At 71.7% G+C, this 24,223-nt stretch carries 26 protein-coding genes; 12 read left to right on the plus strand and 14 right to left on the minus strand.

The window, feature by feature from the left end; translation table 11 throughout:
• Positions 1 to 105 precede the first annotated feature (105 nt).
• Complete coding sequence (locus IQ251_RS15345; RefSeq protein WP_193929270.1) at positions 106 to 1,644, plus strand: bis-aminopropyl spermidine synthase family protein; 1,539 nt, start codon at positions 106 to 108, stop codon at positions 1,642 to 1,644.
• 18 nt (positions 1,645 to 1,662) lie between these two features.
• Here the strand turns inward: IQ251_RS15345 and IQ251_RS15350 are convergent, their stop codons facing one another.
• Both IQ251_RS15350 and IQ251_RS15355 read right to left on the minus strand, forming a co-directional pair.
• On the minus strand, positions 1,663 to 4,455 hold the full coding sequence (locus IQ251_RS15350) for a sensor domain-containing protein (protein ID WP_370591424.1): 2,793 nt from the start codon (positions 4,453 to 4,455) through the stop codon (positions 1,663 to 1,665).
• 253 nt (positions 4,456 to 4,708) lie between these two features.
• Entirely contained in the window at positions 4,709 to 5,908 is a 1,200-nt protein-coding gene (locus IQ251_RS15355; protein WP_193929272.1) for an NAD(P)-dependent malic enzyme, read from the minus strand.
• Between the two features lie 367 nt (positions 5,909 to 6,275).
• Between IQ251_RS15355 and IQ251_RS15360 the strand changes: the two genes are divergently transcribed.
• Positions 6,276 to 6,884, plus strand: coding sequence for a dTDP-4-dehydrorhamnose 3,5-epimerase family protein (locus tag IQ251_RS15360; protein ID WP_193929273.1), 609 nt, complete (start codon positions 6,276 to 6,278; stop codon positions 6,882 to 6,884).
• 30 nt (positions 6,885 to 6,914) lie between these two features.
• Here the strand turns inward: IQ251_RS15360 and IQ251_RS15365 are convergent, their stop codons facing one another.
• Positions 6,915 to 7,229 (minus strand): S24/S26 family peptidase, encoded by a 315-nt coding sequence (locus IQ251_RS15365; protein WP_370591421.1) that lies wholly within the window; start codon positions 7,227 to 7,229, stop codon positions 6,915 to 6,917.
• A 77-nt stretch (positions 7,230 to 7,306) separates the two neighbouring features.
• Between IQ251_RS15365 and sodN the strand changes: the two genes are divergently transcribed.
• The 3 genes from sodN to IQ251_RS15380 all read left to right on the plus strand — a co-directional run bounded on the left by sodN (position 7,307) and on the right by IQ251_RS15380 (position 8,996).
• On the plus strand, positions 7,307 to 7,714 hold the full coding sequence (gene sodN, locus IQ251_RS15370) for a superoxide dismutase, Ni (RefSeq protein WP_193929274.1): 408 nt from the start codon (positions 7,307 to 7,309) through the stop codon (positions 7,712 to 7,714).
• A 138-nt stretch (positions 7,715 to 7,852) separates the two neighbouring features.
• Positions 7,853 to 8,455, plus strand: a complete 603-nt coding sequence (locus IQ251_RS15375) for a histidine phosphatase family protein (protein WP_193929275.1) — start codon at positions 7,853 to 7,855, stop codon at positions 8,453 to 8,455.
• A gap of 73 nt (positions 8,456 to 8,528) precedes the next feature.
• Entirely contained in the window at positions 8,529 to 8,996 is a 468-nt protein-coding gene (locus tag IQ251_RS15380) for a GNAT family N-acetyltransferase (protein WP_441007486.1), read from the plus strand.
• Positions 8,997 to 9,004: 8 nt separating this feature from the next.
• Here IQ251_RS15380 and IQ251_RS15385 read toward each other — a convergent pair whose 3' ends face one another.
• Complete coding sequence (locus IQ251_RS15385) at positions 9,005 to 9,439, minus strand: hypothetical protein (protein ID WP_193929276.1); 435 nt, start codon at positions 9,437 to 9,439, stop codon at positions 9,005 to 9,007.
• 477 nt (positions 9,440 to 9,916) lie between these two features.
• Between IQ251_RS15385 and IQ251_RS15390 the strand changes: the two genes are divergently transcribed.
• Positions 9,917 to 10,843, plus strand: coding sequence for a diacylglycerol/lipid kinase family protein (locus tag IQ251_RS15390; RefSeq protein ID WP_193929277.1), 927 nt, complete (start codon positions 9,917 to 9,919; stop codon positions 10,841 to 10,843).
• Between the two features lie 249 nt (positions 10,844 to 11,092).
• Positions 11,093 to 11,350: a WhiB family transcriptional regulator gene (locus IQ251_RS15395; protein WP_193929278.1), complete on the plus strand. Its 258-nt coding sequence runs from the start codon at positions 11,093 to 11,095 to the stop codon at positions 11,348 to 11,350.
• A gap of 286 nt (positions 11,351 to 11,636) precedes the next feature.
• On the opposite strand, the gene IQ251_RS15400 is transcribed toward IQ251_RS15395, so the two are convergent.
• Entirely contained in the window at positions 11,637 to 13,130 is a 1,494-nt protein-coding gene (locus tag IQ251_RS15400) for a PAS domain-containing sensor histidine kinase (protein ID WP_193929279.1), read from the minus strand.
• Positions 13,131 to 13,182: 52 nt separating this feature from the next.
• On the minus strand, positions 13,183 to 13,539 hold the full coding sequence (locus tag IQ251_RS20300; RefSeq protein WP_370591422.1) for a biotin/lipoyl-binding carrier protein: 357 nt from the start codon (positions 13,537 to 13,539) through the stop codon (positions 13,183 to 13,185).
• Between the two features lie 46 nt (positions 13,540 to 13,585).
• Here IQ251_RS20300 and IQ251_RS20305 point away from each other — a divergent pair, with 46 nt between their 5' ends.
• Positions 13,586 to 13,660 (plus strand): 50S ribosomal protein bL37, encoded by a 75-nt coding sequence (locus tag IQ251_RS20305; RefSeq protein WP_370591425.1) that lies wholly within the window; start codon positions 13,586 to 13,588, stop codon positions 13,658 to 13,660.
• 78 nt (positions 13,661 to 13,738) lie between these two features.
• Here the strand turns inward: IQ251_RS20305 and rsrA are convergent, their stop codons facing one another.
• The 6 genes from rsrA to IQ251_RS15435 all read right to left on the minus strand — a co-directional run bounded on the left by rsrA (position 13,739) and on the right by IQ251_RS15435 (position 17,988).
• Positions 13,739 to 14,068 carry a mycothiol system anti-sigma-R factor gene (gene rsrA, locus IQ251_RS15410; protein ID WP_193929280.1) on the minus strand — a complete coding sequence of 110 codons (330 nt, stop codon included), beginning with the start codon at positions 14,066 to 14,068 and terminating at the stop codon, positions 13,739 to 13,741.
• The gene (locus IQ251_RS15415) at positions 14,065 to 14,775 is read right to left on the minus strand and encodes a sigma-70 family RNA polymerase sigma factor (RefSeq protein WP_193929281.1); all 711 of its coding nucleotides are present in this window, start codon (positions 14,773 to 14,775) and stop codon (positions 14,065 to 14,067) included. Before IQ251_RS15415 ends, rsrA begins: the two co-directional genes overlap by 4 nt.
• A 364-nt stretch (positions 14,776 to 15,139) precedes the next feature.
• The gene (locus IQ251_RS15420; protein WP_193929282.1) at positions 15,140 to 15,763 is read right to left on the minus strand and encodes an RNA polymerase sigma factor; all 624 of its coding nucleotides are present in this window, start codon (positions 15,761 to 15,763) and stop codon (positions 15,140 to 15,142) included.
• Positions 15,764 to 15,885: 122 nt separating this feature from the next.
• Positions 15,886 to 16,497: an alpha/beta hydrolase family protein gene (locus tag IQ251_RS15425; RefSeq protein ID WP_193929283.1), complete on the minus strand. Its 612-nt coding sequence runs from the start codon at positions 16,495 to 16,497 to the stop codon at positions 15,886 to 15,888.
• Positions 16,494 to 17,207: an SOS response-associated peptidase gene (locus tag IQ251_RS15430; protein WP_193929284.1), complete on the minus strand. Its 714-nt coding sequence runs from the start codon at positions 17,205 to 17,207 to the stop codon at positions 16,494 to 16,496. Before IQ251_RS15430 ends, IQ251_RS15425 begins: the two co-directional genes overlap by 4 nt.
• Before the next feature lie 55 nt (positions 17,208 to 17,262).
• Complete coding sequence (locus tag IQ251_RS15435; RefSeq protein WP_193929300.1) at positions 17,263 to 17,988, minus strand: SOS response-associated peptidase; 726 nt, start codon at positions 17,986 to 17,988, stop codon at positions 17,263 to 17,265.
• Between the two features lie 82 nt (positions 17,989 to 18,070).
• On the opposite strand from IQ251_RS15435, the gene aroA reads away from it, so the two are divergent.
• The 3 genes from aroA (at position 18,071) to IQ251_RS15450 (ending at position 21,399) form a co-directional block, all read left to right on the plus strand.
• The gene (gene aroA / locus IQ251_RS15440; protein WP_193929285.1) at positions 18,071 to 19,336 is read left to right on the plus strand and encodes a 3-phosphoshikimate 1-carboxyvinyltransferase; all 1,266 of its coding nucleotides are present in this window, start codon (positions 18,071 to 18,073) and stop codon (positions 19,334 to 19,336) included.
• Between the two features lie 44 nt (positions 19,337 to 19,380).
• A complete protein-coding gene (gene rsgA / locus IQ251_RS15445; RefSeq protein WP_193929286.1) occupies positions 19,381 to 20,385 on the plus strand; it encodes a ribosome small subunit-dependent GTPase A in 1,005 nt (334 codons plus the stop codon).
• Between the two features lie 138 nt (positions 20,386 to 20,523).
• A complete protein-coding gene (locus tag IQ251_RS15450) occupies positions 20,524 to 21,399 on the plus strand; it encodes an SCO4651 family lipoprotein (protein ID WP_193929287.1) in 876 nt (291 codons plus the stop codon).
• Between the two features lie 25 nt (positions 21,400 to 21,424).
• On the opposite strand, the gene IQ251_RS15455 is transcribed toward IQ251_RS15450, so the two are convergent.
• Positions 21,425 to 21,928: a DUF6912 family protein gene (locus IQ251_RS15455; RefSeq protein WP_193929288.1), complete on the minus strand. Its 504-nt coding sequence runs from the start codon at positions 21,926 to 21,928 to the stop codon at positions 21,425 to 21,427.
• On the minus strand, positions 21,925 to 23,343 hold the full coding sequence (locus IQ251_RS15460; RefSeq protein WP_193929289.1) for a WS/DGAT/MGAT family O-acyltransferase: 1,419 nt from the start codon (positions 23,341 to 23,343) through the stop codon (positions 21,925 to 21,927). The genes IQ251_RS15455 and IQ251_RS15460 overlap by 4 nt, the downstream gene beginning before the upstream one ends.
• A 44-nt stretch (positions 23,344 to 23,387) precedes the next feature.
• Between IQ251_RS15460 and IQ251_RS15465 the strand changes: the two genes are divergently transcribed.
• Complete coding sequence (locus IQ251_RS15465) at positions 23,388 to 24,170, plus strand: TrmH family RNA methyltransferase (protein ID WP_193929290.1); 783 nt, start codon at positions 23,388 to 23,390, stop codon at positions 24,168 to 24,170.
• Positions 24,171 to 24,223 lie beyond the last annotated feature (53 nt).

The raw sequence follows: 24,223 nt of genomic DNA on the forward strand, positions 1-24,223 counted from the left end.
CTCGCCGACGCGGACCGCAGCCTAACTCGATCAGCCGAACAACGCGATGCGCCGAGACCGTCGCGTGATCGCCTCCGGTGCGCCCACCGTAGAGTTGCGCAACCGATGAGCACCAGCGCGCAGTCCCCCCAGGAGATCGAGCCGATCGACGCCGTGCAGGCCGTGCTGTCCGAAGCCGGGCTGCACGCCGGGCGGCTGCGGGAGGTGCTGCGGCTGCTGGCGTCCGGCCCGCACCCGCTGCAGGACCTGGTGCGCCGCACCGGCGTTCCCCGACGCACCGTGCAGGACCTACTCGCCGCCTGCGGCGGTGACGTGCGCAGTTCGCCGGACGGCTTCGCGCTGGAACCCGCGGCCGAACCCCGCTACCGGGAACGCTTCGAGCCCGCCGCCGGCACCGGTGCGGACGAGACGCGGGCGCTGGAACTGCTGGGGAGTTTCGTGGCGACCGGCCCGCGGCCGAGCACGGCGCTGGACCACGTGTCGGCGACCCCGGACACCGTGCTGCGGCGGGCGGTGTGGCTGCGCGACACCTTCGACCTGCGCGGCGCACGGGTGCTGTGCCTGGGCGACCACGACCTGACCTCGACGGCGGTGGCGCTGCTGGCGCCGGAGGCCGAGGTGCTCGTGCTGGACCTCGACGAGCGGGTCCTGGCGCACATCGACGCGGTCTCGGCCGAGCACGGGCTGGGCATCGGCACGCTGCACGCGGATCTGCGGTTCGGCATCCCGCCCGAGGTGGACGGGTGGGCGGATCTGGTGTTCACCGACCCGCCGTACACGCCGGAAGGCGCCGGGTTGTTCGCCGCGCGCGGGGCGGGCTGCCTGTCCGGGCCGGGCAGCAGGCTGCTGGTGGCCTACGGATTCAGCCCGCGCACCCCGGCGCTGGGGCAGAAGGTGCAGCAGGAGCTGCTGCGGATGGGGCTGGTGTTCACCGCGATCCTGCCGGACTTCCACAGCTACCTGGGAGCGCAGGCGATCGGCTCGACCAGTGACCTCTACGTGTGCCAGCCAACCGCGCAGACCCGGAAGCTGGCGCTGCGCAGTGCCGCGGGGATCTACACGCACGGCCCGCAGTCGGTGGAGGCCGCCGGCACCGAGGACTCCGCGGATTTCCGGTCCGGTATCGTCGGGCTCGTCGGCGAGCCGGTGGAGCAGTTGCGCGATCCGGGCTGGTCCCGGCCGATCGGGTCGCGACCGGACAGCACCCCGGTGTTCGACCTGCGCGCGGATCCGGGCCCGTGGCTGCTGCGGATGCTGCTGGCGTGCCACTGCCCCCGGGTGGCGTTCGCGGTGGACAACAACCACCCGGACGTCGCCGACGAAGCCGGGCAGCGCGGCCTGTCCGAGCTGGTGGGGCCGAAGTTCGCGCTGCGTTTCCACCGCAGCACCCCGGATTCCCGGCACGCGGTGGTGCTCGCCGAGGAAGTGACCGCGCCGTCGGCGGTACGCGACGTGCTGCAGCGCGCACACGGCAAGCTCGGCAACGTGTGGCGCGAGGCGCTGATCGCGCACACGGCGGAGGGGCTGACCAAGCGCGCCGCCCGCGACCGGGTGCAGCAGGCCGCGCAGCACCCGGCGGACCTGCAGCGGCGGTTGATCGACCTGCCGCGGCACCGGATGCCGGCCGCGCTGCGGTTTCCCTGAGCGCTCCGCGCGACGCGTTCAGTCCGCCGGAACCGGCATCGGCCCGAGCGCCAGCAGCGCGCGGAACTGCTCGGCCGGGACGGCTCCGGAGAACAACCAGCCCTGGTAGGCGTCCACCCCGACCCCGCGCAGCACGTCGAACTGGACCGGGGTTTCCACGCCTTCGGCCACGCAGGACCGGCCCATGGCGTGCGCCATGTCCACGACGGCGCGGGCGACGGCGAAGTCCGAAGCGTCCCCGCCGACACCGGTGACGAACCGGCGGTCGACCTTGATGACCTGCGCGGGCAGCTCCTTGAGTCGCGCCAGCGAGGAGTATCCGGTGCCGAAGTCGTCGACGGCGAACCGCACGCCGCGTTCGACGAGCTCGGCCATCTCCGCTCGGGTGCGCGAGGGCAAGTCGACCAGCGCGGTCTCCACGACTTCGAGGACCACCCGGTCCCAGGCGATCCCGGTTTCGCCGATCAGCGCCGAGACGGTGCTGACGAAGTCGGCGGCGCCTGGGACGAGTCCGGCGAGGTTCACCGCGACGCAGGTGCTCGCCGGCCAGTCGGCGGCCTCGCGCAGCGCGGTGCGCAGCACCCAGCGGTCGAGGTCGCGCAGTAGGTCGCCCTGCTTGGCCACCGGCAGGAACGCGTCCGGCGCGAGCAGACCTCGGTCCGGGTGCGGCCAGCGCACCAGCGCTTCGGCGGTGACGATCCGGCCGTCCCGGTCGAGCACCGGTTGGTAGTGCAGCACGAGCCCGTCGTTGTTGAGCGCTTCGCGCAGCTGGCCTTCCAGGTGCAGCTGGCGGTCGGCCGAGGCCATCAGCGCGGGGCTGGCCAGCGACACCTTCCCGGCACCGCGCTGCTTGGCCTCGAACATGGCGGCGTCGGCGAACCGCAGCAGGTCGTCCCCGCCGCCGCTGGTGGCGGTGGGCATGGCCACGCCGATGGCCGCCGATACCCGGATGAGCTGGCCGTGCACCGGCACGGCGGTGCGCAGCAGCCCGGACACCCGGGTGGCCAACGCGTCGATCCCGCCGACGTCGGCGATGTCGCGGCAGATGACGACGAACTCGTCGCCGGACAACCGGGCGGCCGTGCACCCGGCGGGCAGGCCGCCTTCCAGCCGCCGCGCGAGGGCGACCAGCAGCTCGTCGCCCGCGTCGTGGCCCAGCGAGTCGTTGATGCGCTTGAAGTTGTCGATATCGCAGAACAGCACGGCCACGCTGGCCGCGTCGTCGGCACCGAGCAGCTCGCCGAGCAGGTCCTTGACCGCCGCCCGGTTGGGCAGTCCGGTCAGGTCGTCGTGCGTGGCCTGGTGGCGCAGCGCTTCGGCCGCGCGGCGCCGCTCGGTGATGTCCTGGAACACCACCAGCCAGAACTTGGCCCCGTCGTCCTGCACCGAGGTGGAGGCGTGCAGTTCGCAGTGCACGGGTTCGCCGTCCGAACGCACCAGCACCCGCTGCGGGACGCGGCGGCGGCTGCCCGGCTGTTCGCCGGTGGCGGGCAGGCCGGCCCCGCGTTCGGCGGGGTGGGTGATGTCCTGCGCGGACTTGCCGCGCAGCTGGGCGAGCCGGTAGCCGAGCAGGTCGCACAGCGCGTCGTTGGCGTCGACGAGCTGCTCGTCCTGGTCGAACAGCCCGATCCCCACGGGGGTGATGCTGACCAGGTCGGTGAACCGCTGGCTGGTGCGTTCCATGCGGGTGACCACGGCGCGCTGTTCGGTGACGTCCTGGGCGGTGCCGACCAGCAGGGGCCCGTGCTCGGCGCGTTCGGCGGCGGTGCCGTGCACCCGCAGGATCCGCACCGAGTTGTCTTCCCGGATGTAGCGGTGCTCGATCTCCACGGGTTCGTGCCGCTCGAACAGCGGTCGCCAGGCGCCGCGCACCCGCTGCAGGTCGTCGGGGTGCACGTGCGCGAGGTAGTCGTCGTAGGTGGTGGGCGACGAGCAGGGTTTGCCGATGATCTGGTGCAGCATCTGCGAGAGCCACATCTTCCCGCTGCACTGGTCCAGTTCCCAGGTGCCCAGCCGCGCCACCTGCTGGGCGTCCTGCAGCCTGCGCTGCTCGTCGCGCAGCCGGTTCTCCAGCGCGCGGTGCTCGGTGACGTCCTGGACGGTGCCCTGGATGCGCTCGATCCGCCCGGAGCGGTCGTGCTCGGCCCGCCCGGTGCACAGGTAGACGCGGTCGCCGCCGGAGTTGCGCAGCTCGAACTCCACCGGTGCGGACGTGGTGGCGGTGAGCAGGTCGGCGTAGAAGCGCTCGGCGCGTTCGCGGTCGTCGGGGTGGGTGGAGCCGATCAGCGAGAACACGTCTTCGCTGTCGGCACCCGGCGAGGTGGCGAGGAACTCGCCCAGCACCGGGCTGCGGTAGAACTCCCCGGTGTCCGGGTAGAACATCCAGCTGCCGATCCGGGAGATGCGCTGGGCCTCGATCAGCCTGCGGCGCTCGTCGTCGACGCCGGCACCCGGATCCGGGGCGGCCGCGAGGTCGCGCACGTCGGTGAGCAACGTGATGCGCAGCCGGTCGTCCTCGGACGCGGGCCAGGTGGTGGGCCGCACCGGCAGATCGCCGTCCGGGGCGCGCAGCAGGTACGCGGGACCGGATCGCACGACCAGCTCGCGCAGCCGCCGCCCGGCCAGTTCCTGCGCGTCGGCGACCCCGGCCAGCTGGGCGGCCTGTTCCGTCGCGCGCACGATCAGCCCGTCCTCGGTGCTGAGCAGCGCCGGTGCCGCGGGCAGGGTCACCGGCGCCAGCGGCTCCGCGGCGGCCAGGTCGACGGCACCCGGCTGCCCCGCCCGCTGCTCGCTCCGCTTGGTCAACAGCACCCCTCCCGGGTAGTGCGCGGGTCGCACGGGCGCACCACCCATTCCGCTCAGGTCCAGCGCGTCACGCTCAAGTGACCTGCACCACAGTATCGTCCGTGTGACTTTACCCGGCATTTCGCCGGTCCAGATCGTCGCGGTCCGCAGAGGTGACTGCACTCGGAACCCATCATGACGCGATCTGCGCGATTTCGGGGCGCCGGACGCGCGAGGGCCGGGAGGACCGCAGTCCTCCCGGCCCTCGACGCGGCCTCCGTCAGCCGGTGGCGACCCCGTCCCGCCGGGCGGCGGCGGCGACCGCGGCGGTCACTTCGGGCGCCACCCGCGGATCCAACGGGCTGGGCACGATGTGGTCGGCCGCCAGGTCGTCGGCGGCGACCGCGGCGATCGCCTCGGCCGCGGCGACCTTCATCCCGTCGGTGATCTCGCGGGCTCCCACTTCCAGAGCACCGCGGAAGATGCCCGGGAAGGCCAGCACGTTGTTGATCTGGTTCGGGAAGTCGCTGCGCCCGGTGGCGACCACCGAAGCGTGCCGCCGGGCGACCTCCGGGTGGATCTCCGGGTCGGGGTTGGACAGCGCGAACACGATCGCGCCCTCGGCCATGGTTTCGACCTGCTCCTCGGGCAGTTTGCCCACCGAGACACCGATGGCCACGTCCGCACCGGCCAGCGCGTCGGCCGAACCGCCGGTGAGCCCCGCGGGATTGGTGTACCCCGCGAGCTCGCGCTTGATCGGCGTGAGGTCGTCCCGGCCGGAGTGGATGACGCCCTTGGAGTCCAGCACGACGATGTCGCCGACTCCGGCGGTGTGCAGGATCTCCGCGCACGCGACACCGGCGGCCCCGGCTCCGGAGATCACCACGCGCAGCGTCGACATCTCGCGGCCGACGACCTTGGCGGCGTTGCGCAGCGCGGCGAGCACCACCACGGCGGTGCCGTGCTGGTCGTCGTGCATGACCGGGCAGTCCAGCGCCTCGATCAGCCTGCGCTCAAGCTCGAAGCAGCGCGGCGCGGCGACGTCTTCGAGGTTGACGGCGCCGAACGACGGCCGCAGCCGCACCAGGGTCTCGACGATCTCGTCGACATCGGTCGTGTCCAACACGAGCGGGATCGAGTCGAGCCCGGCGAACGACTTGAACAGCGCCGACTTGCCCTCCATCACGGGCAGCGAGGCGCGCGGCCCGATGTCGCCGAGGCCGAGCACCGCGGTGCCGTCGCTGACCACGGCCACGAGTTTCTGCGTCCAGGTGTAGCGGTCGGCGAGCTGTTGGTCGCTGGCGATGGCGCGGCTGACCTGCGCGACACCGGGCGTGTAGGCGATCGAGAGGTCGCGCGGGGTGTCCAGCGGCGTGGTGAGCTGCACGCCCAGCTTGCCGCCTTCGTGGGCCGCGAAGATCTCTTCGTTGGTCAAATCGGCACCGGCACTTCCAGCGGTGCTGTCGTTAACGGTGGTCACGGCGTCCCTCCTGTAGCCATGCCGCCGACGGGACACGTACCCGACCGGCGCGGGCGGCTGTACCGCCCTGCGGCGGAGACCCTCCGGGCATACCGGAACGGGTCGGCGCCGCTGGTGAGCCGAGTTCCGGCCGCCCTGGTGCGGGCAGCGGCTCGGCGGACGCTGCGGTTCGGACAGTGTGCCAGGCTCCTCGATCACTGTCAGCGACGAGGATCACACTCCACCAGGAGTTTCAACAAATTGTCAAGATCTCGTAGTGGTACGTGCGTACTGTTCGACGCGGCGCAGGTCGCACGGTCGCGACCGCAGCCACACCACGGGACGACCGCGGCCGGGCAGCCGCCCGCGCACCCCATAAGCTCCCCACGTGCAGGTACGCCGACTCGAAATCACCGGGGCCTTCGAATTCACCCCCAGGTCCTTCCCGGACCACCGCGGGCTGTTCGTGGCGCCCTTCCAGGAAGAACCCTTCCGCGAAGCAACCGGGCACGGCCTGCGGGTGGCGCAGACCAACCACAGCGTGTCGGCGCGCAACGTCATCCGCGGCGTGCACTTCGCCGACGTCCCCCCGGGACAGGCCAAGTACGTGTACTGCCCCCGCGGAGCACTGCTGGACATCGTCGTCGACGTGCGCACCGGTTCGCCCACCTTCGGCCGGTGGGAAGCGGTCCGGCTGGACTCGGCCGAGTACCGGTCCCTCTACCTCGCCGAAGGTCTCGGCCACGCGTTCGCCGCGCTCACCGACGACACCGTCATGGCCTACCTGTGCTCCACCGCCTACGACCCGCCCAGCGAGCACGGCATCGACCCGCTGGACCCGAAGCTGGACCTGCCGTGGACCGAGCTGGACGGCGAACCGGTGCTGTCCGACAAGGACCGCACCGCGCCGAGCCTCGAACAGGCCGCCGAGCGCGGCCTCCTGCCCGACTACCAGAACTGCCTGGCCCGCTACGAGCAGCTGCGGACGACCGGCTGAGGCGGCCGAGCTCCCCGCGGCACGTCCGTCTCAGCGCACCCGGCCCGGGCGGGGCCACAGGCGCCAGCGCACCACTCCGAGCACCCGCGCGGGCCCGAGCCGGCGGGAGTCGGTGGACCCCGCGCCGTTGTCCCCCTCCACGTGCCAACCGGCGCCCTCCGGCCGCAACGCGCGTTTGACCGAGAGCTGCCGCGGCCGTTCCGGCCAGCGCACCAGCACCACGTCCCGGGGACGCACCCGCGCGTCGGGGCGCACCAGCACCACGTCCCGGTCGCGCAACGTGGGAACCATCGACTGCCCGCGCACCGCCACGCGTCGCCACGGCAGCCGGCCGAGCGAATTCACATCCACCTCCAGTGGGTCCCAGCGGATCTTCCAGAGTAGGGTCGGCGCTGTCGGAGCACTCATTTCAGGGAGGAAACATGCGGCTGTTGTCGCGAATCCTCAGCCCGCGCCTGGAGGCGACCGCGCACTGCGACCTTCCGTGCGGCGTGTACGACCCCGCTCAGGCGCGGATCGAGGCTGAATCCGTCAAGGCGATTCAGGAGAAGTACCAGAACAACGAGGACCCGGAGTTCCGCACTCGGGCGATCTTGATCGCCGGGGAGCGCTCTGACCTCGTCAAGCACCACCTGTGGGTGCTGTGGACGGACTACTTCAAGCCGCCGCACTTCGAGAAGTACCCGCAGCTGCACGAACTGGTCAACAAGGCCACCAAGGCAGCCGGTGCGACCGGCACGAAGGGCTCGATGGACCCGAAGACGGGCCAGGAGCTGCTGGATTACATCGCCGAGATCGACAAGATCTTCTGGGAGACCAAGAAGGGCTGATCTCGCAGCCGATTCGAAGCGCCGGCCGGTCGAAGCACCGGCCGGCGCTTCGCATGTCGTGCCGGGGATCCGCAGTGGACGGTGCACGAGGGACGCCACCACCCGGTCCGCCGCGGCGAAGGCGGCTAGGCTCGGTGCGTGGTACAGGACGGCGATGCGCACCACGTCTACATCCTCCGGCACGCGACCACCGAGTGGTCCCGGTCCGGCAAGCACACCAGCCGCACCGATCTGCCGCTGACCGCCGAGGGCGAGCTCCGCGCCCGCCAGGCGGGGCAAACGTTGGCGGCGCTGCGCTCACCGGGCCCGGTGCTGGTCCTGGTCAGCCCGCTGCAGCGCGCCCAGCGCACGGCCGAGCTCGCCGGCCTGGCCGACTCGGAGCCCGAACCACTGCTGACCGAATGGGACTACGGCGACTACGAGGGCCTGACCACCGCGGAGATCCGCGAGCAGGTTCCGGGGTGGACGGTGTGGGACGCCGGCTGCCCCGCGGGCGAGACCGTCGAGCAGATCACCGAGCGGACCGACCGGGTGCTCGACCGGGTGCGAACGACGGCCGCGGACGTCGTCCTGGTCGGACACGGTCACTTCAGCCGCGCGCTCATCGCTCGCTGGCTCGACCTACCGGTGCCGGCCGGGGCCCGGTTCGCGCTGGATCCCGGCGCGGTCAGCGTGCTCGGTCGGGAGCGTGCGGTCCCGCAGCTGACCCGGTCGAACATCCCACCCTGGCAGCAAGGCTGAGCTGCTCGGATGATGTGCTCCGCGCGGAGCCGTTCACCCGCCGGTGTCCGGTACCGCGAACCGGAGGTAACCCGTGATCCGCAGAGCGCACCCGGCCGACGTGCCCGCCATGGTCGAGCTGGTGCACGAGCTCGCCGACTACGAGCGGGCCCCGGACGAGTGCGTGCTCACCACCGAGCAGCTGCACACCGCCCTGTTCGGGCAGGCGCCCGCCCTGTTCGGCCACGTCGCCGACTCCGCAGCGGGAGTCGCCGGCCTGGCACTGTGGTTCCGCAACTTCTCCACCTGGGAAGGCGTGCACGGCATCTACCTGGAAGACCTGTACGTGCGCCCGCAGCAGCGCGGTGCCGGCCTGGGCGGAGCGCTACTGCGGGAGCTGGCGCAGGAGTGCGTGCGCCACGGCTATGCCCGGCTGGAGTGGTCGGTGCTGAACTGGAACCGGCCCGCGATCGACTTCTACGAGGCCGCCGGGGCGGTCGCGCTGGACGAGTGGACCGGTTACCGGCTCAGCGGCCCGGCGCTGACCGCGTTCGCCGCCTGAAACCCGGCTCAGCGCTCCGGAAGGTCGGCGTCCGGGGCCGCGATGGCGTGGAAGGACCACTTGCGCCCCTCCCGGTTGAACAGCAGCCACAGCACCAGGACGGCAGGGGCCGCGATCGCCAGGGCGATGGCCGGGGCGCCCGACGGGCCCATCGCGTACCAGGCGGCGCCGAGCAGCAGCAGCTGCAGCAGCAGCGACGGGGTGCGCGCCCAGTGCTTGCCGAAGCACAGACCGAGCCCCGCGGTCAGCACCGCGGCCGAGATCAGGGCGAACCAGCCGGCCTCGCCGTAGACGGAGGTGCGGTCCAGGGTGCCGACCGAACCGAGCTCCGGGGCGGTGCTGCGCACCAGCAAGGCGATCACGAACACGATTCCCGCCAGCGCTTGCAGCGAGGTCAGCAGGCCCGCGAGACGGATCGTGCGCGGGACTTCCGGGATCGACACGTCGGGTTCCACCCTTCCGGGGACAAGCGCCGGTGACTCTGCGTGAACACAATCGATGGTAATACCGCCCGAACGCCGCATGGTCGGCGCACCCGCGGGGGTCCATGATCGTCCCATGGCTGGCACTGCGCTTCCGGGTCTCGGGGTACCCGCGCATCGCGCAGCGCGTCCGGCCGCCCCCGGCGGGCGGTGCCCTGCAGGTGCGTTCCGGGGTTGCGCACCTGGCACCGGCCGGGAACCCGCGGCGCGGGACGCGTCGGCGCACCTGCGGCGGGTGCCCCGACCACGTCCGCACGCCCGCGGCGGACGCGGCCCAGGCCGCAACGCACCCGACCCGGGAGGAGACCACCGGCGGAACTGACCGGACGAGCACCGCCACCGCGCGGGCAGTCCGTTGTCGGGCGGAGTGCACGAGGCACCGTCCGCACGGGCCGACCCGACACCGGACGGATCCGGCCCTGGCCTAGGCTGCGGGTTGTGCGCGCTGTCCTCGTCGTGAACCCGCAGGCGACCGCGACTTCCGCGGCCGGCCGGGACGTGCTGGCCCACGCGCTGGCCAGCGAACTCAAGCTGGACGTGGTGCAGACCGAACATGCCGGCCACGCCAGGGAGACGGCGCGGGCGGCGGCCGCCGAAGGCACCGACCTGGTGATCGCGCACGGCGGCGACGGGACGGTCAACGAAGTGGTCAACGGCCTGCTGTCCGTGACCGGCTGCGGCGACGCCTCGATGCCGGTGCTGGGCGTGGTGCCCGGCGGTTCGGCCAACGTGTTCGCCCGCGCGCTGGGCTTGCCGCGCGACCCGGTCGAGGCCACGCACCGGCTGCTGCGCGCGGTGGAGACCGGCGGCACCCGCTGGGTGGGCCTGGGCAAGGCCGACGAGCGCTGGTTCACGTTCAACGCGGGCGTCGGTTGGGACGCCGACGTGGTCGCCGCCGTCGAGGAGCTGCGCGCCGAGGGCCGCGCAGTGACCCCAGCGCTGTACGCACGCACGGCGCTGGGCTGCTACTTCCGGCTGGCCCGGCGGGAGCCGCGGTTGTCGGTGCAGGTCGGCGACGAGGAACCGGTACCCGACCTGCACACCCTGTTCGTCTCGAACACCGACCCGTGGACCTACCTGGGGTCGCGCCCGGTGCGGATGTCACCGGAAACGGGTTTCGATACCGGCCTGGGAATGCTGGCGCTGCGTAGCATGAACGTTTACGCTGTGCTGCGGCAGGTCGGCGCGATGCTGCACGGTAGAGCGACGCCACAGGGGAAAACCCTGTTCACGCGTGCGGACGTGGGGCATCTCCGCGTAGCCTGTACGGAGCCGTTGCGCCTGCAGGTCGACGGCGACAGCCTGGGTGAGCGTTCCGCGGTGGAGTTCTCCGCCGTGCCGGACGCCCTGCGTGTCGCTGTATAACCTTCTCGTAACGGGTCAGTGTAGTCGCTGCTTCGCGACCCCCGTCGGCGGGTGGCGTCAACACAACAAACCCCTGGTCAAGCCTCGTCGATCTTTCAGGTGAGTTCGCTCACCGCTCTAGATCGATCTCTTGACTTTGCGGCTGTTCGTGAAAGCATTCACAAGCACACGGACTCCGTGAAAGCATTCACAAACCCCGAACGAACGACCACGGCGCGTGTTGGCGCGCCTAGCGAGGAGCAAGGAACGATGGACTGGCGCCACCGTGCGGTATGCCGCGACGAGGACCCGGAACTGTTCTTCCCCGTTGGGAACAGCGGTCCTGCGCTGCTGCAGATCGCCGAGGCGAAAGCCGTTTGCCGCCGCTGCCCGGTCGCCTCGGAGTGCCTGGCCTGGGCATTGGAGAGCGGCCAGGACGCCGGTGTCTGGGGCGGTATGAGCGAGGACGAGCGGCGCGCGCTCAAGCGGCGCAACGCCCGCACCCGGGCGGCCCGCAGCAACGCATGAGGCACGCCCCCCGCTGAAAGCGCACCGGGTCGGCCGGTACCCCACCGGCGACCGACCCGCCGTTTTCGCCCCGGCGGCAGTAACGGCTACCGCACAGCGAAACCCGCAAACCCCGACGAGAACCCAGGCTGATCAGCGTTGATGTCGGCGAATCCGGTGCAACCACCATCCCCGTGGGCGGCCACCGGACACCGACCGGATCGGCCCCGGCACGCCCACCCCGATGTGGCGCGCCACGGATATCGACGCACGCAGCGCAGCCCCGGCAGTACCGGCCCCGCCCTGCTCAGCGCCGGTACTTGAGCGGAACCCGGAGCACAGCTTCGGTTCCGCTCTGCCGGCCGCGGCTGCGCAAGCTCAACGACCCTCGCAGTTCGGATTCGACGAGGGTCCGCACGATCTGCAGGCCGAGGCGTTCGGTGCGCTCCAAGGAAAAACCCTTCGGCAGGCCGCGACCGTCGTCGGAGATGACGACGTCCAGCCAGCGCGCCGAACGCTCCGCCTGCACCACTACCTCACCGCCCTGGCCCTCCTTGAACGCGTGCTCCAACGCGTTCTGCACCAGCTCGGTCAGCACCATGACCAGCGGAGTCGCCAACTCGGCCGAGACCACGCCGAACCGGCCGTCCCGGCGGACCTTCACCCCGGTCTCCGCCGTGGCCACATCGCTCATCATCGGGATCACCCGGTCGACCACGTCGTCCAGGTCCACCCGCTCGTCGACCGACATCGACAACGTCTCGTGCACCAGCGCGATCGAGGTCACTCGGCGCACCGATTCGTTCAGCGCCAGACCGGCCTCGTTGTTCCCGGTCCGCCGGGCCTGGAGCCGCAGCAGCGCCGCGACCGTCTGCAGGTTGTTCTTGACCCGGTGGTGGATCTCCCGGATGGTGGCGTCCTTGGACATCAGCGCGCGATCACGCCGCTTGACCTCGGTGACGTCGCGCACCAGTGCCAGCGCACCAGCCGGTTGACCGCGCGGCTGCAGCGGTAGCGCCCGGAACAGCACCGTCGCGCCCCGGGCCTCGGCCTCGATGCGCATGCTGGGCTGGCCGCCGAGCGCGCCCCGGATCCGCTGGGACACCTCGTCCGCGTCGAACGGGTCGTTGAGCAGCGACCGGGTCAGCGGGGCCAGCTGGGTGCCCACCAGATCCGCGGCATGGCCCATCCGGTGGTAGGCGGACAACGCGTTCGGGCTGGCGAACACGACCGTCCCGGAACTGTCCAACCGGACCAGGCCGTCCCCGACACGCGGGCTGGTGTGCACATCGGCCGCCGGTTCCGCGGTGGGGAACGTGCCGTCGGCGACCATCTGGCACAGGTCCGCCGCACTGCCCAGGTAGGAGATCTCCAGCGGGGAAGGCACCCGCGGCACCGCGAGGTTGGTGTCCCGGCTGAGCACCGCGACCACCTCGTCGCCCAACCGGACCGGGATCGTCTCCCGCCGCACGGGCACGCCCAGGTGCCAGCGCGGGTCCTCCTCGCGGCAGATCCGCAGCTCCAGCGCCGCGCGGCGCAGCTGCGGATGATCTTCCTGGGTGACTTCGCTGCCCACCACGTCCTCCGGGTGCGCGGTGGGCGCGGTCGTGGGCCTGGCCTGGGCCACGCACAGGAACCGGTTCTCCGGGGCCTCCGCCGGTCCGGTCGGCACCCACAGCAGGAAATCCGCGAACGAGAGATCGGACAACAGCTGCCACTCGGCCACCACGAGCTGCAGGTGGTCGGCGGCCGCACCGGACAACCCGGTGTGCTCGGCCAGCAGATCGCTCAACGTGGACAAGGTCCACCTCTCCGGTCGTCACGCCCACCCGCGGGGTGGCCGCGGTCGGGGCTCATTCGACGGTGGCGATCAGGTCGCCTTCCTGGACGACGTCACCGGCTTGGACGCCGACCTGCGCGACCGTGCCGGAGACCTCGCTGAGCACCGGGATCTCCATCTTCATGGATTCCAGCAGCACCAGCGCATCACCGTCGCCCACCCGATCGCCCGCGGTGACCGACACCGACATCACGTTGGCGACCATCTCGGCCCGGATCTCCTCGGCCATGGCACTCCCCTCCTCATCGGGCCCGTCGGCGCGGGCGGCGGGCCCGATGAACAGGAAACCACGAGCGGAACCACCCAACGGCACCAGGTCGCCGACATGGCAGACTGAAGTCCGGAATACCAGCCCGAACGCAGCCGCCACGCGGCGCAGCGGGTCCTGGTCCGCCGCCGATGCCGAGGGAGGCCCCATGGGTAAGCGCGCCCGCAAGAAGAAGGACCGCAAGAAGAACAAGGCCAACCACGGCAAGCGTCCGCTTTCGTGAGCCGCGGTCGAGCCGCTCCGAACACGCGAAAGCCCCGGACTCGGAGTCCGGGGCTTTCGTGCGTTCGCGGCGGGCTCGTCACTCGCTGACGTACTTGGTGCGCACCTCCACCGAAGTGCCCTCCGGCCCGCTCTCCACGGTCACTTCGGCGCGCTGCAGCATGGCGTCCCGGATGGACGCGCGGAGCCGGTCGCGCAGCTCCACCGGGGCGTGCTCCCCGCTGCACTTGCGGTGCAGCAGTGCCTTGATGTGCTCCTCGATGCCGAACTGCTCCAGACAGCTCCCGCACCCGTCGAGGTGTTCCTGCACGAGCGCGCGGCGCTGCTGGTCGCACTCGTTGTCCAGGAACAACCACACCTCGGCGAGCACTTCCTCGCAGGAGGTCCAGTCGTTCTCGCAGCCGCTCATGAGGTGCTCACCTCCCGCTTGTTCTCCCGCAGGAAACCGCGGTCGCGGGCGACGCCGTTGAGCATGTCGCGCAGCTGCCTGCGCCCGCGGTGCAGCCGGGACATCACGGTGCCGATCGGCGTCCCCATGATCTCGGCGATCTCCTTGTAGGCGAAGCCCTCCACGTCGGCCAGGTAGACGACCATCCGGAACTCTTCGGCCAACTGCTGCAGCGCGTTCTTGACGTCGGTGTCCGGCAGCCTGTCCAGCGCCTCCACCTCGGCCGAGCGCAGACCGCCGGAGGTGTGGTTCTCCGCCTGGGCCAGCTGCCAGTCGGCGATCTCGTCGGTGGGCTGCTGCTGCGGCTGCCGCTGGCGCTTGCGGTAGCCGTTGATGTAGGTGTTGGTCAGGATCCGGTAGAGCCACGCCTTGAGGTTCGTGCCCTGCTTGAACGTCTTGAAGGCCGAGTACGCCTTGAGATAGGTCTCCTGGACGAGGTCCTCGGCGTCCTGCGCGTTGCGCGTCATCCGCAGCGCCGCGCCGTACAACTGGTCCAGCAGCGGCATGGCGTCGCGCTCGAAGCGCGCCGCGCGCTGCTCTTCGGTCTCCTCCTCCTGGGGCGGAACCGCTTCGGCCGAGGTGCTGTCGGCCTGCTCGTCGACGGCACCTGACTGGGCAGCAGTCCCGGCCGGCCCGGAGGTGTCCGGCTGCTGTGGGGTGCTTGGCACCGGGCTCCTTTCCCGTCGCCTCGGTGAGGTGACATCGGGCGACGAACCCATGCTGTCCTGCGCATGGTCCGACTCCGAGGGTACCCGCGTCCGTCCGCAGTCACCGGCCGCCGGGCGCGCAGCCGCACCGTGGCGGTCCAGCAGGCATGTGTTCCTCGAATCCGCAGTCACACCGGGAACAACACGATCACCGCACGACGTATTCCAGCCCGCACGCGGCGCGCACGTCGCCCGGGCCGGAGGGGCCGGGAGAGGGCCCGCATGACGCGGACGGGCCGCCCTCCCGCCGGGCCGGTCCGGGGAGGGCGTCCCGGCCCGGTGGGCGCCGCGCGGTACGCGCCGCCCGCCCCGCAGGTGGATCCGCTCACCTGCGACAGGTGGTCATGGCCTGCGCATCCGCCGGGCGGCGGGACCGGGGTCGGTCGCGGCCGGGGTGGACTGCCGGGCGCCGTTCGCACCGGGCGTACGCGGCGCGCAGCCCGTTGCGGGCCCGGTAGGCCAACGCGGACACCCCGGCGGCCGACATGCCGGTGGTCTCGGCCACCGCACCGGTGCTCACACCTTCCACTTCCAGCCACCACAGCACGGCTTGCCACCGCTTGGGCAGCGCCCCGAACGCGTCGCCCACCTCGGCGCGGTCGATGCGCCGCACGACCGGGTCGGTGAACGGCACGACCATGGACGGGTGCGGCACGGCGGTCATGTCCGCCACCAACCGGTAGCGATCCTGCTGTCGGCAGGTGTCGGCGGCCAGGTTGCGCATCGTCGTGTTGAGGTAGGCGCGGAAGTGCAGCACGCGACGCCGCCGCAGCGCCCCCAGCAGCCGGCTGAACGCCTCCGACACCAGGTCCTCCGGGTCGGTGGGCGGGACGGCCAGCGTGGCGGCGAGCCTGCGGGCCGCGTGCACGTGCCGGTCGTAGAGCAGGGCGAACGCGGCATCGGAGCCGCCGTGGACCCGTTCTGCCAGTTCCTCGTCGGCGCCGGGCAACGTTCCCCCCCAGTTCGTGAGCGGCTTTCACCTACGCCCGTCATCCTGCGCCCGGGGCGAGCAGCGCACAACGAGCTGCTTTTCAGATGGTGAACGCACGCGCCACCTGGGAAAACGATGATTCAGTCGAACAGCCGCAGTACCCGGGCGAACCACTCCCCGACGGCATGCGACACCGCTTCGGCATCCGCCTTCAGCGCGTGGTCCCCCGGCACCAGCACGACCTCGCGCTCATGCGACGGCGTCGGCTGGCCGAAGGCGTCCCGCTCGCCCTGCACCACCAGCGCTGGCACGTCGAGCCCGTCGAGCTCGGACATCCGGGACTTCTCCGGCTTGCCCGGTGGATGCACCGGGAAGGCCAGACACAGCACCGCGGAGGCCCCGCCCGGGTCAGCCGTCCGGCACGCCACCCGCGCCCCCGATGACCGCCCGCCGAAGATCAGCGGGAGGTTCGCGAAGTGCTGGCCACCGAGCTCCTCGACCACCGCCAGCCACGCCGCGTCCAGCTGCCGGGCAGGCGCCGGAGCACGACGCCCCGCCACCCGGTACGGCTGCTCGACCAGCGCCACGTGCACCCCGGCGGCGGTGGCGGTCCGGGTCGCGGCCACCAGGTCCGGGGCGCGGACACCTCCGCCGGCGCCGTGCCCGAGCAGGAGCGCGGCCCGTCCTTCCTCGGCGCAGTGCAGCTCGACCCGCGCCGGGCCGTGCGGCGTTGCCACCTGCAAGCCGGTCATGATTCGAACAGCGCTGCTTGTTCGGCGGGCATCGGCAACTCCTCGGTGGGTTCCAGCAGGTCGGGTCGGTTGTGGCGCATGCTGTTGACCTCCGCCGACACCGGGCTGATCCGCAACCGGTACGCCTCCGGATCGGGCTCCAGCAGGTCTCCCGGCTGCGTGCGCTCCGGATCGAGCCACTCGTCCCAGCGCTGCGCGGGCAGCAGCAGCGGCATCCGGTGGTGGATCTCCGCCGCGGGTCCGCGAGCCGCCGCGGTCACCACCGCGCAGCTGACCAGCGGGCGATCCGGGGACTCCGGGGGCCACCACGCGCTGAACACCGCGGCCATCGCCAGACTCGCACCATCACCGCCGCTGCACAGGTAGGGCTGCCTGCGCGGGTCGTCCGGACGCCACTCGAACCACCCGGTGGCCGGCATGAGGCAGCGGCGTCGAGCCGCGGCGTCGGCGAAGGACGGCTTTCCGGTGAGCGTCTCCGCCCGCGCGTTGATCAGCGGTGGGCCGTTCCCGATCTCCGCAGCCCAGGTCGGCACCAGCCCCCAGCGCACGGGCCGCACGCTGCGATCGGCACCGCGCTGCACGACGATCGGCACCGTGCGCGTGGGCGTCACGTTGAAATCCGGTCCGATCGAACCCGCCGTGCGATCGACCGCGTCGAACTCCCCGGCCAGCGCCGCCGGATCCAGGCTCACGGCATAGCGACCGCACATCAGCACTCACCCCGGTTCACGCCGACCCAACCTAGAGCACCCGCCCAGCAGGAGATCAGCTGCGGTCCAGCCGCACGGGCGAGGGCTCGTCCGGCCGGACCTCCTCCACCAGGCCGGGGCCGTTGTTGGCGACCTTGTTCACCGCGCTGGACACCGGACGGCTGCGCAGGCCCGCGTACAGCTGCGGATCCGGTTCGAGCAGGTCCCCGACCTCGTGCACCTCCGGGTCCAGCCAGCGCTGCCAGGACCGGTCGGGGAGCAGCAGCGGCATCCGGTGGTGCACGTCGGCGAGCGCACCGAAAGCGGCCGTGGTGAGCACCGCGCAGCTGACCAGCGGTTCCGACTGCGGCTCGGCCGGATCTCGCCAGGTCGCGAAGAGGCCCGCCAGAGCTAGCGCACCGCTGTCCGGGCCGGTGGTGAAGATCGGCTGCTTGCCGCCCGCTTCGCGCTTCCACTCGTACCAGCCGTCGGCGGGCAGCAGGCAGCGGTGGTACTTGATCGGCGCGCGGAACGCGGGTTTGGCGATGACGGTCTCCGCCTTCGCGTTGATCATCCGGCTGCTCGCGCGCTCGGCCCACTTCGGGACCAGGCCCCAGCGCAGGACCCGCAGCTGCCGCTCCCCGCGTTCCTGGTCCGCGCGGCCGGCGATCACGCCGGGCACGTCCTTCGTGGGCGCGATGTTGAAGTCCGGGCCGGGTGCCGCACCACCGGTCCGGTCCACCGCGGCGAACTCCGCGGCCAGCTCGGCCGGGGTTTTCCCGGAGGCGTACCTACCGCACATGCCGACCTCCTTCCGCACGCCATCATTCCAGGCCAGCGGGCCCGTGGCGAGGTACGCGACGGGCATGCGGGATCATCGGGGCATGACCGATATGTGGGCCGCACCCGCGGCGTCCGGTCCGGTGCGCGCAACGGTCGCCGTCCCGGGTTCGAAGTCGATCACCAACCGCGCCCTGGTGCTGGCCGCACTCGCCGACGGGCCGTCCACCCTGCGTGATCCGCTGCGCAGCAGGGACACCGAGCTCATGGCCGGAGCGCTGCGCGCGCTCGGCACCGGGATCACCGACGGCGCGGACGGTTCCTGGCACGTCGTGCCGGGACCGCTGCGCGGGCCGGCCGCGGTCGACTGCGGACTCGCCGGCACCGTGATGCGGTTCGTGCCGCCGGTGGCTGCCCTGGCCGCCGGGGACGTCGACTTCGACGGCGATCCGCGCGCCCGGGAGCGTCCACTGGGCACGGTGCTGGACGCGGTGCGCTCGCTGGGTGCCGACATCACGGGCTCGGCGCTGCCGTTCACCGTCCGCGGAACCGGCCGGGTCGCCGGGGGAACGGTCACCATCGACGCGTCGGCGTCCTCGCAGTTCGTCTCCGGACTGCTGCTGTCCGGGGCCTGCTTCGAGGCGGGGGTGCACGTGGTGCACGAGGGCAGTCCGGTGCCGTCCCTGCCGCACATCGACATGACCGTGTCCATGCTGCGCACGGCCGGTGTGCGCGTCGACGACCACGGTCCGCGCAGTTGGCGGGTGCACCCCGGTCCGGTGGCCGGGGTGGACACCGCGGTCGAACCGGACCTGTCCAACGCGACCCCGTTCCTGGCGGCCGCGGCGGCCACGTCCGGGACCGTGACGGTGCCGGGCTGGCCGAGCAGCACGACCCAGGCCGGGGACGCGTTCCGCGGCATCCTCACCGAGTTCGGCGCCCAGGTGCGGCTGACCGGTGACGGGCTGACCGTGCGCGGGGCGGAGGCGCTGCGCCCGGTGGACGTCGACCTGCACGACGTCGGCGAACTGGCCCCGACCGCGGCCGCGCTGGCCGCGCTCGCCCGGGGACGCTCCCGGCTGCGCGGCATCGCCCACCTGCGCGGGCACGAGACCGATCGGCTCGCCGCGCTGCAGCACGAGCTCGGGGCGATGGGCGCGCAGGTCGAGCAGACGGCCGACGGCCTGCTCATCGACGGCGGTGAGCTCACCCCGAGCACCTGGCACTCCTACGCCGACCACCGGATGGCCACCGCCGGTGCCATCCTCGGGTTGGCGGTTCCCGGGGTGCTGGTCGAGGACATCGGCACCACCGCGAAAACGATCCCCGACTTCCCCGGGATGTGGTCGGCGATGCTGGAGGCCGCATGAACGCACCCGAGACGGCCGCGCCCGCCGCGCGGCCGGAGGCATGAATGCGCAAGCGGGGAAACCGTGACCTGGACGAATCCGATGTCCGGGTGCGTCCCGGGCGCGGCAGCCGGCCGCGCAGCAAGCAGCGGCCCAAGCACAGCGACGCCGTCCGGGCCATGGTCGTGGCCGTGGACCGGGGGCGGTGGACCTGCGCGCTGAGCGGTGACCCGGCCCGGATCGTCGTCGCCATGCGGGCCCGCGAACTGGGCCGGACGCCCGTCGTCGTCGGCGACGACGTGGACCTGGTCGGTGACACCTCGGGCAAGCCGGACACCCTGGCCCGGATGGTGCGCGTGCACGAGCGCAGCAGCGTGCTGCGCCGCACCGCCGACGACACCGACCCCTACGAGCGGGTCGTCGTGGCCAACGCCGAGCAGCTGGTCATCGTCACGGCCCTGGCCGACCCGCCCCCACGGACCGGCTTCATCGACCGCTGCCTGGTCGCGGCCTACGCGGGCGGGTTGCGCCCGGTGCTGTGCCTGACCAAATCCGATCTCGCCGAACCCGGCGGGTGGTTGGCCGGCTACCGCGCGCTGGACCTACCGATCGCGATGACCGGCCTGGGCGACGCACCCGACCAGCTGCGCGAGATGCTGTCCAGCCGGGTGTCGGCACTCGTGGGCCATTCCGGGGTGGGCAAGTCGACGCTGGTCAACGAACTGGTTCCGGCCGCTGCCCGGGCCACCGCCGAGGTGAGCGGTGTCGGCAAGGGGCGGCACACCTCCACGTCCGCGGTCGCCCTGGCGCTGCCCGAGCACGGCTGGGTCGTCGACACACCGGGGATTCGTTCCTTCGGGTTGGCGCACGTCACCGCGGACGATCTGGTGGACGCATTCGAAGGGTTCGCCGAGGCCGCCGAGGAGTGCCCGCCGAACTGCGGCCACCTCGGCGGAGGCGATGATCCGGACTGTCACCTGGACAGTTACGCCGCCGAGTGCGGCCGAACGGAGCAGTTGGGGTCACTGCGTCGGTTGTTGCGCTCCCGCGCAGGTGTTGACGACGCGTGAACGTCGCTCGAACGGGCGCTGCCGTGCCCTGTGACGCGGCGAGACCGTTGTTAGCGTTGGCGCAACGGCCGCCGGGCAGTGCAGCCCCGCTCGCGGCACCGCACATTCCAGCGTTTCCCCGGTGCGAGGAGCTCGTCCATGTCCCGAGCCCGAACGTGGACCACCGTGTTGACCGGTGGGCTGGCCATCACCGCGGCGCTGGCCGCATGCGGTTCACCACCACCGCCGCCCGCACCGCCCGCTCCGGGCGCCGCTGCCGCCCGGCCCGATCCGCGCCCGACCGCCGAACCGGTGCTCACCGAGGTGATGGGCAAGCTCGCCGAACAGTCCAGCGTGCGGACCGACATCTCCGGCAACCTGGGGCTGGTCGGCGAGCTCGACGCGCAGGGCGTGGTGCGCTACGAGGGGCCGCGCGTGGATCTGGCCGTGGACGGTGCGACGCAGGCGAACCAGGACACCCACCCGCAACCGGTCGATCTGTCCATGGTGGACGGTGTGGGGTACCTGAAAACCCCGCTGGCCCACCCAGAACCGGACAAACCGTGGGTGAAGGTCGTACCCGGGACGCAGGACTTCGTCGGCAAGCTGCTCAGCCCGGCGCTGTCCCAGATGCACGCGGCCGCCGATCCGCGCACCGCGTTCGCCGGCATCGAACCCGCTACCCGCGTGCAGTCCTCCACCCCGGAGGAGCTCCGCGGCACGCCCACCACCCGCTACGAGTTGCGGGTGCTCACCGCCGAAGCCGCGGAACTGGCCGAGGACCCGCAGCAGCGCGAACGCTTCCGCAAGGCCGCCGACTCCGGGCGCGCGGAGTTCGGGTACCAGCTGTGGTTGGACGAGGCGGGCCTGCCGGCGAAGTTCGCCGCCACCCAACAGGTCGCCCAAGCCGGGCAGGTCTCGCTCACCTCGACCTACCACGACTGGGGCGCGCCCGCCGACATCCAGCCGCCACCGCCCGAGGAGATCGGCGTCTTCCGGGACGCGCCGATGCCGCAGGCCCAGCCCCCGGGCTGACCATCCCTGCGGCGGGCACCTGCGATCACATCAAGTCGAGCAGGAACGGCACTTCCTGCGGCGCGTACCAGGCCAGCTCGTGGTCCTCGGCCTCGCCGAGCACGAAATCCGCGTCCGGGTCACCGAGATCGGCAGCGTCGATGACCTCCGCGGCCGCACGCACCGCGTCCTCGGCCTCGGCGGTGTCCACGTGCACAGCGGCCACCTGTTTCCACCCGATCGGCCCGGACAACCGCACGACCGCGCTGTCCAGATCGGGGCGCAGCGTCGGGTTCTCGACATCGGCCGAAACCACCGCTCTGCGCAGTTCGCCCTTCTCGCCCTCGCCCTGCTCGCTGGAGATCAACCGCAACGAGGCCCGCGCGGCTTCGCGCATCGCCGCGTACTCCAGTTCCTCGGTGTCCCCGGTCGCGTACGACTCGCGCAGCGCCGGGGTCAGCGCGAAAGCGGTTCCGCTGAGCGGCTGCAACTGCTGGTCGTCCACCAGCCCGCGCAACATCCGCACCGTGGCGGGTACGTAAACCCTCATCCGTCGACCGTCCCGATCATCTCGTCCACTGCTTCGCCGATCATCGTCGCCAACACGTCGACGTCCGGCATGGCGTCCCGGTCCCCGTTCAACCCGAAGAACACACCGCCGTTGTAGGAGGTGATCCCGACCGACAGCGACTGGTTCTTGGCCAGCGGCACCACCGGGAACATCTCCATCATCTTCGCCTCCGCCGCGTACAGCGGCACCTGCGGGCCCGGCACGTTCGTGACCAGCACGTTGAACAGCCGGTCGGACAGCTGGTTGGCCACGCGGGCGCCGAGAGCGTGCAGGGTCGGCGGGGCGAACCCGGACGCCTTCACCAACGCGTCGGCGGCCACTGACTGCCCGGAGTCGCTGTGCGCGCGCATGGCGTGCGTGAGGTGGTGCAGCCGCACGACGGGATTGGCCTCGCCCACCGGTAGGTCGACGAGGTGCGCCGAGACGTTCCCCCCGACCGGACGGCTACTGCTCTCCTGTTCGCCGGTGTGCTCCGCGGAGCGCACGGACACCGGGACGATCGCGCGCAGCGTCGTGGAGCCCGTCACGACTTCGCCGCGGGACAGCAGCCAGTTGCGCAGTGCCCCGGCCAGCACAGACAGCACCACGTCGTTGACCGTGCTGCCGTGCGCCCGCCGCACCGAGCGCAGGTCGTCCAGCTTCGCCCGTGCCACGGCGAACCGGCGCTGGGTGGACGTCGGCAGGTTCAGCGGACCGGCCGGGGCCGGGATGACCGCGGTGCGCAATGCCGAAACCACGCCGCCGAACGTCCGCGCCACCTTCTGCACGGTGGCCGTGGCATCACCGGCGGCGGCACGCACGTTCTCCACGATCTCGCCCGGTCGCTGCACAGCGTCCGCGACCGCTTCCAACAGCAGCCCGGGCCCGCTGGGTGCCGGACGCGGCATCCACAGATCGTCGGCGTCGCCTGCGCTGTCGCCGCGATCGGCGTCGAGCATCACCTGCGCGATGTCGATCGATCCCACACCGTCCACCATCGCCTGGTGCGTCTTGGTGATGACGGCGACCCGGTTCTTGGACAGCCCTTCGACGAGGTAGATCTCCCAGAGCGGGCGCGTCGGATCGAGCTTGCGGGACATGAGCCGGGCGATCAGGTCGTGCAGCTGTTCATCGTTGCCCGGTTTCGGCAGGGCCGACCGCCGCACGTGGTACGTGATGTCGAAGTCTTCGTCGTCCACCCACACCGGGCGCGCCATCTTGCCCGGCACGTGCAGCACGCGCTGCCGGTAGCGCGGCACGAGCGCCAGCCTGCGTTCGATGAGCGACAGCATCTTGTCGTAATCGAATCCGGCGCGCGGTCGGCGGAAGATCGCGACCCCGCCCACGTGCATGGGGGTCGTGTAGTCCTCCAAGTACAGGAACGACGCGTCTAAGGCGGAGAGGCGATCGGGCATGCCCGCGATCCTGGCACATGAACGGCCGCCGTCCGAGCGTCGCGATGCGTGCATGGGAGACTCGAGACGTGAGTGGTGATGTCTCCCCCAAGGACCGGTTCGTGACCATCTACGGGCGCAAGCCGGTGCTGGAAGCGTTGGGAGACCTCGATCTTCGCGTCGACAAGGTGATCCTCGCCGAAGACGTGTGCGGGCCGGTCGTCCAGGAGATCAAGGAAGCCGCGGCCGATCGAGCGGTCCGCGTGCAGCGCGCCAGCGCGCACCGGGTGAAAGTGCTGGCCGGCAACGGCAGGCACGATCAGGGTGTGGCGGCCGACGTCGTGGCCCGCCGGATGCGGCCGCTGGTGGACGCGCTCGCCGACCCGGCGCACGCTCCGGGGCGGCTGCTGCTGCTGGACGGGCTGACCACCCCGGCCAACGTGGGAATGATCCTGCGTACCGCGACCGCTTCGGGCATCGACGGGATCGTCGTGCCGCATCGGGGCGTCGCCGCGATCGACCCGCTGGTCATCAAGGCATCCGCCGGAGTCGCGTTCCACGCACCGGTGCTGCGCACCCGGACCGCTGCCGAAGCCGCCGAGCTGCTCACCGAGGCCGGTTACCCGCTCTACGCCCTCGACGCCAGCGCCGAGACGGGCTTGTTCGAGGCCGATTTCGGCCCGCGGGCGGTGTTCGTCCTGGGCAGCGAAACCGCGGGGCTTTCCGCAGAAGTCCAGGAACGCATCGCCCAGCCGATCGGCATCCCCATGCACAACGGGATCGAATCGCTCAACGTCGCTTCCGCGGCCGCGGTCCTCTGCTACGAGATCAACCGCCGCACCCGCTGACCGGTTCCCACCGCGGGACCGGATTCGACTGTGTTTGGGCATAAAAAAAGTGG

Origin of the sequence: Saccharopolyspora montiporae, assembly GCF_015209505.1 — a bacterium.
Taxonomy (GTDB): Bacteria; Actinomycetota; Actinomycetes; order Mycobacteriales; family Pseudonocardiaceae; genus Saccharopolyspora; species Saccharopolyspora montiporae.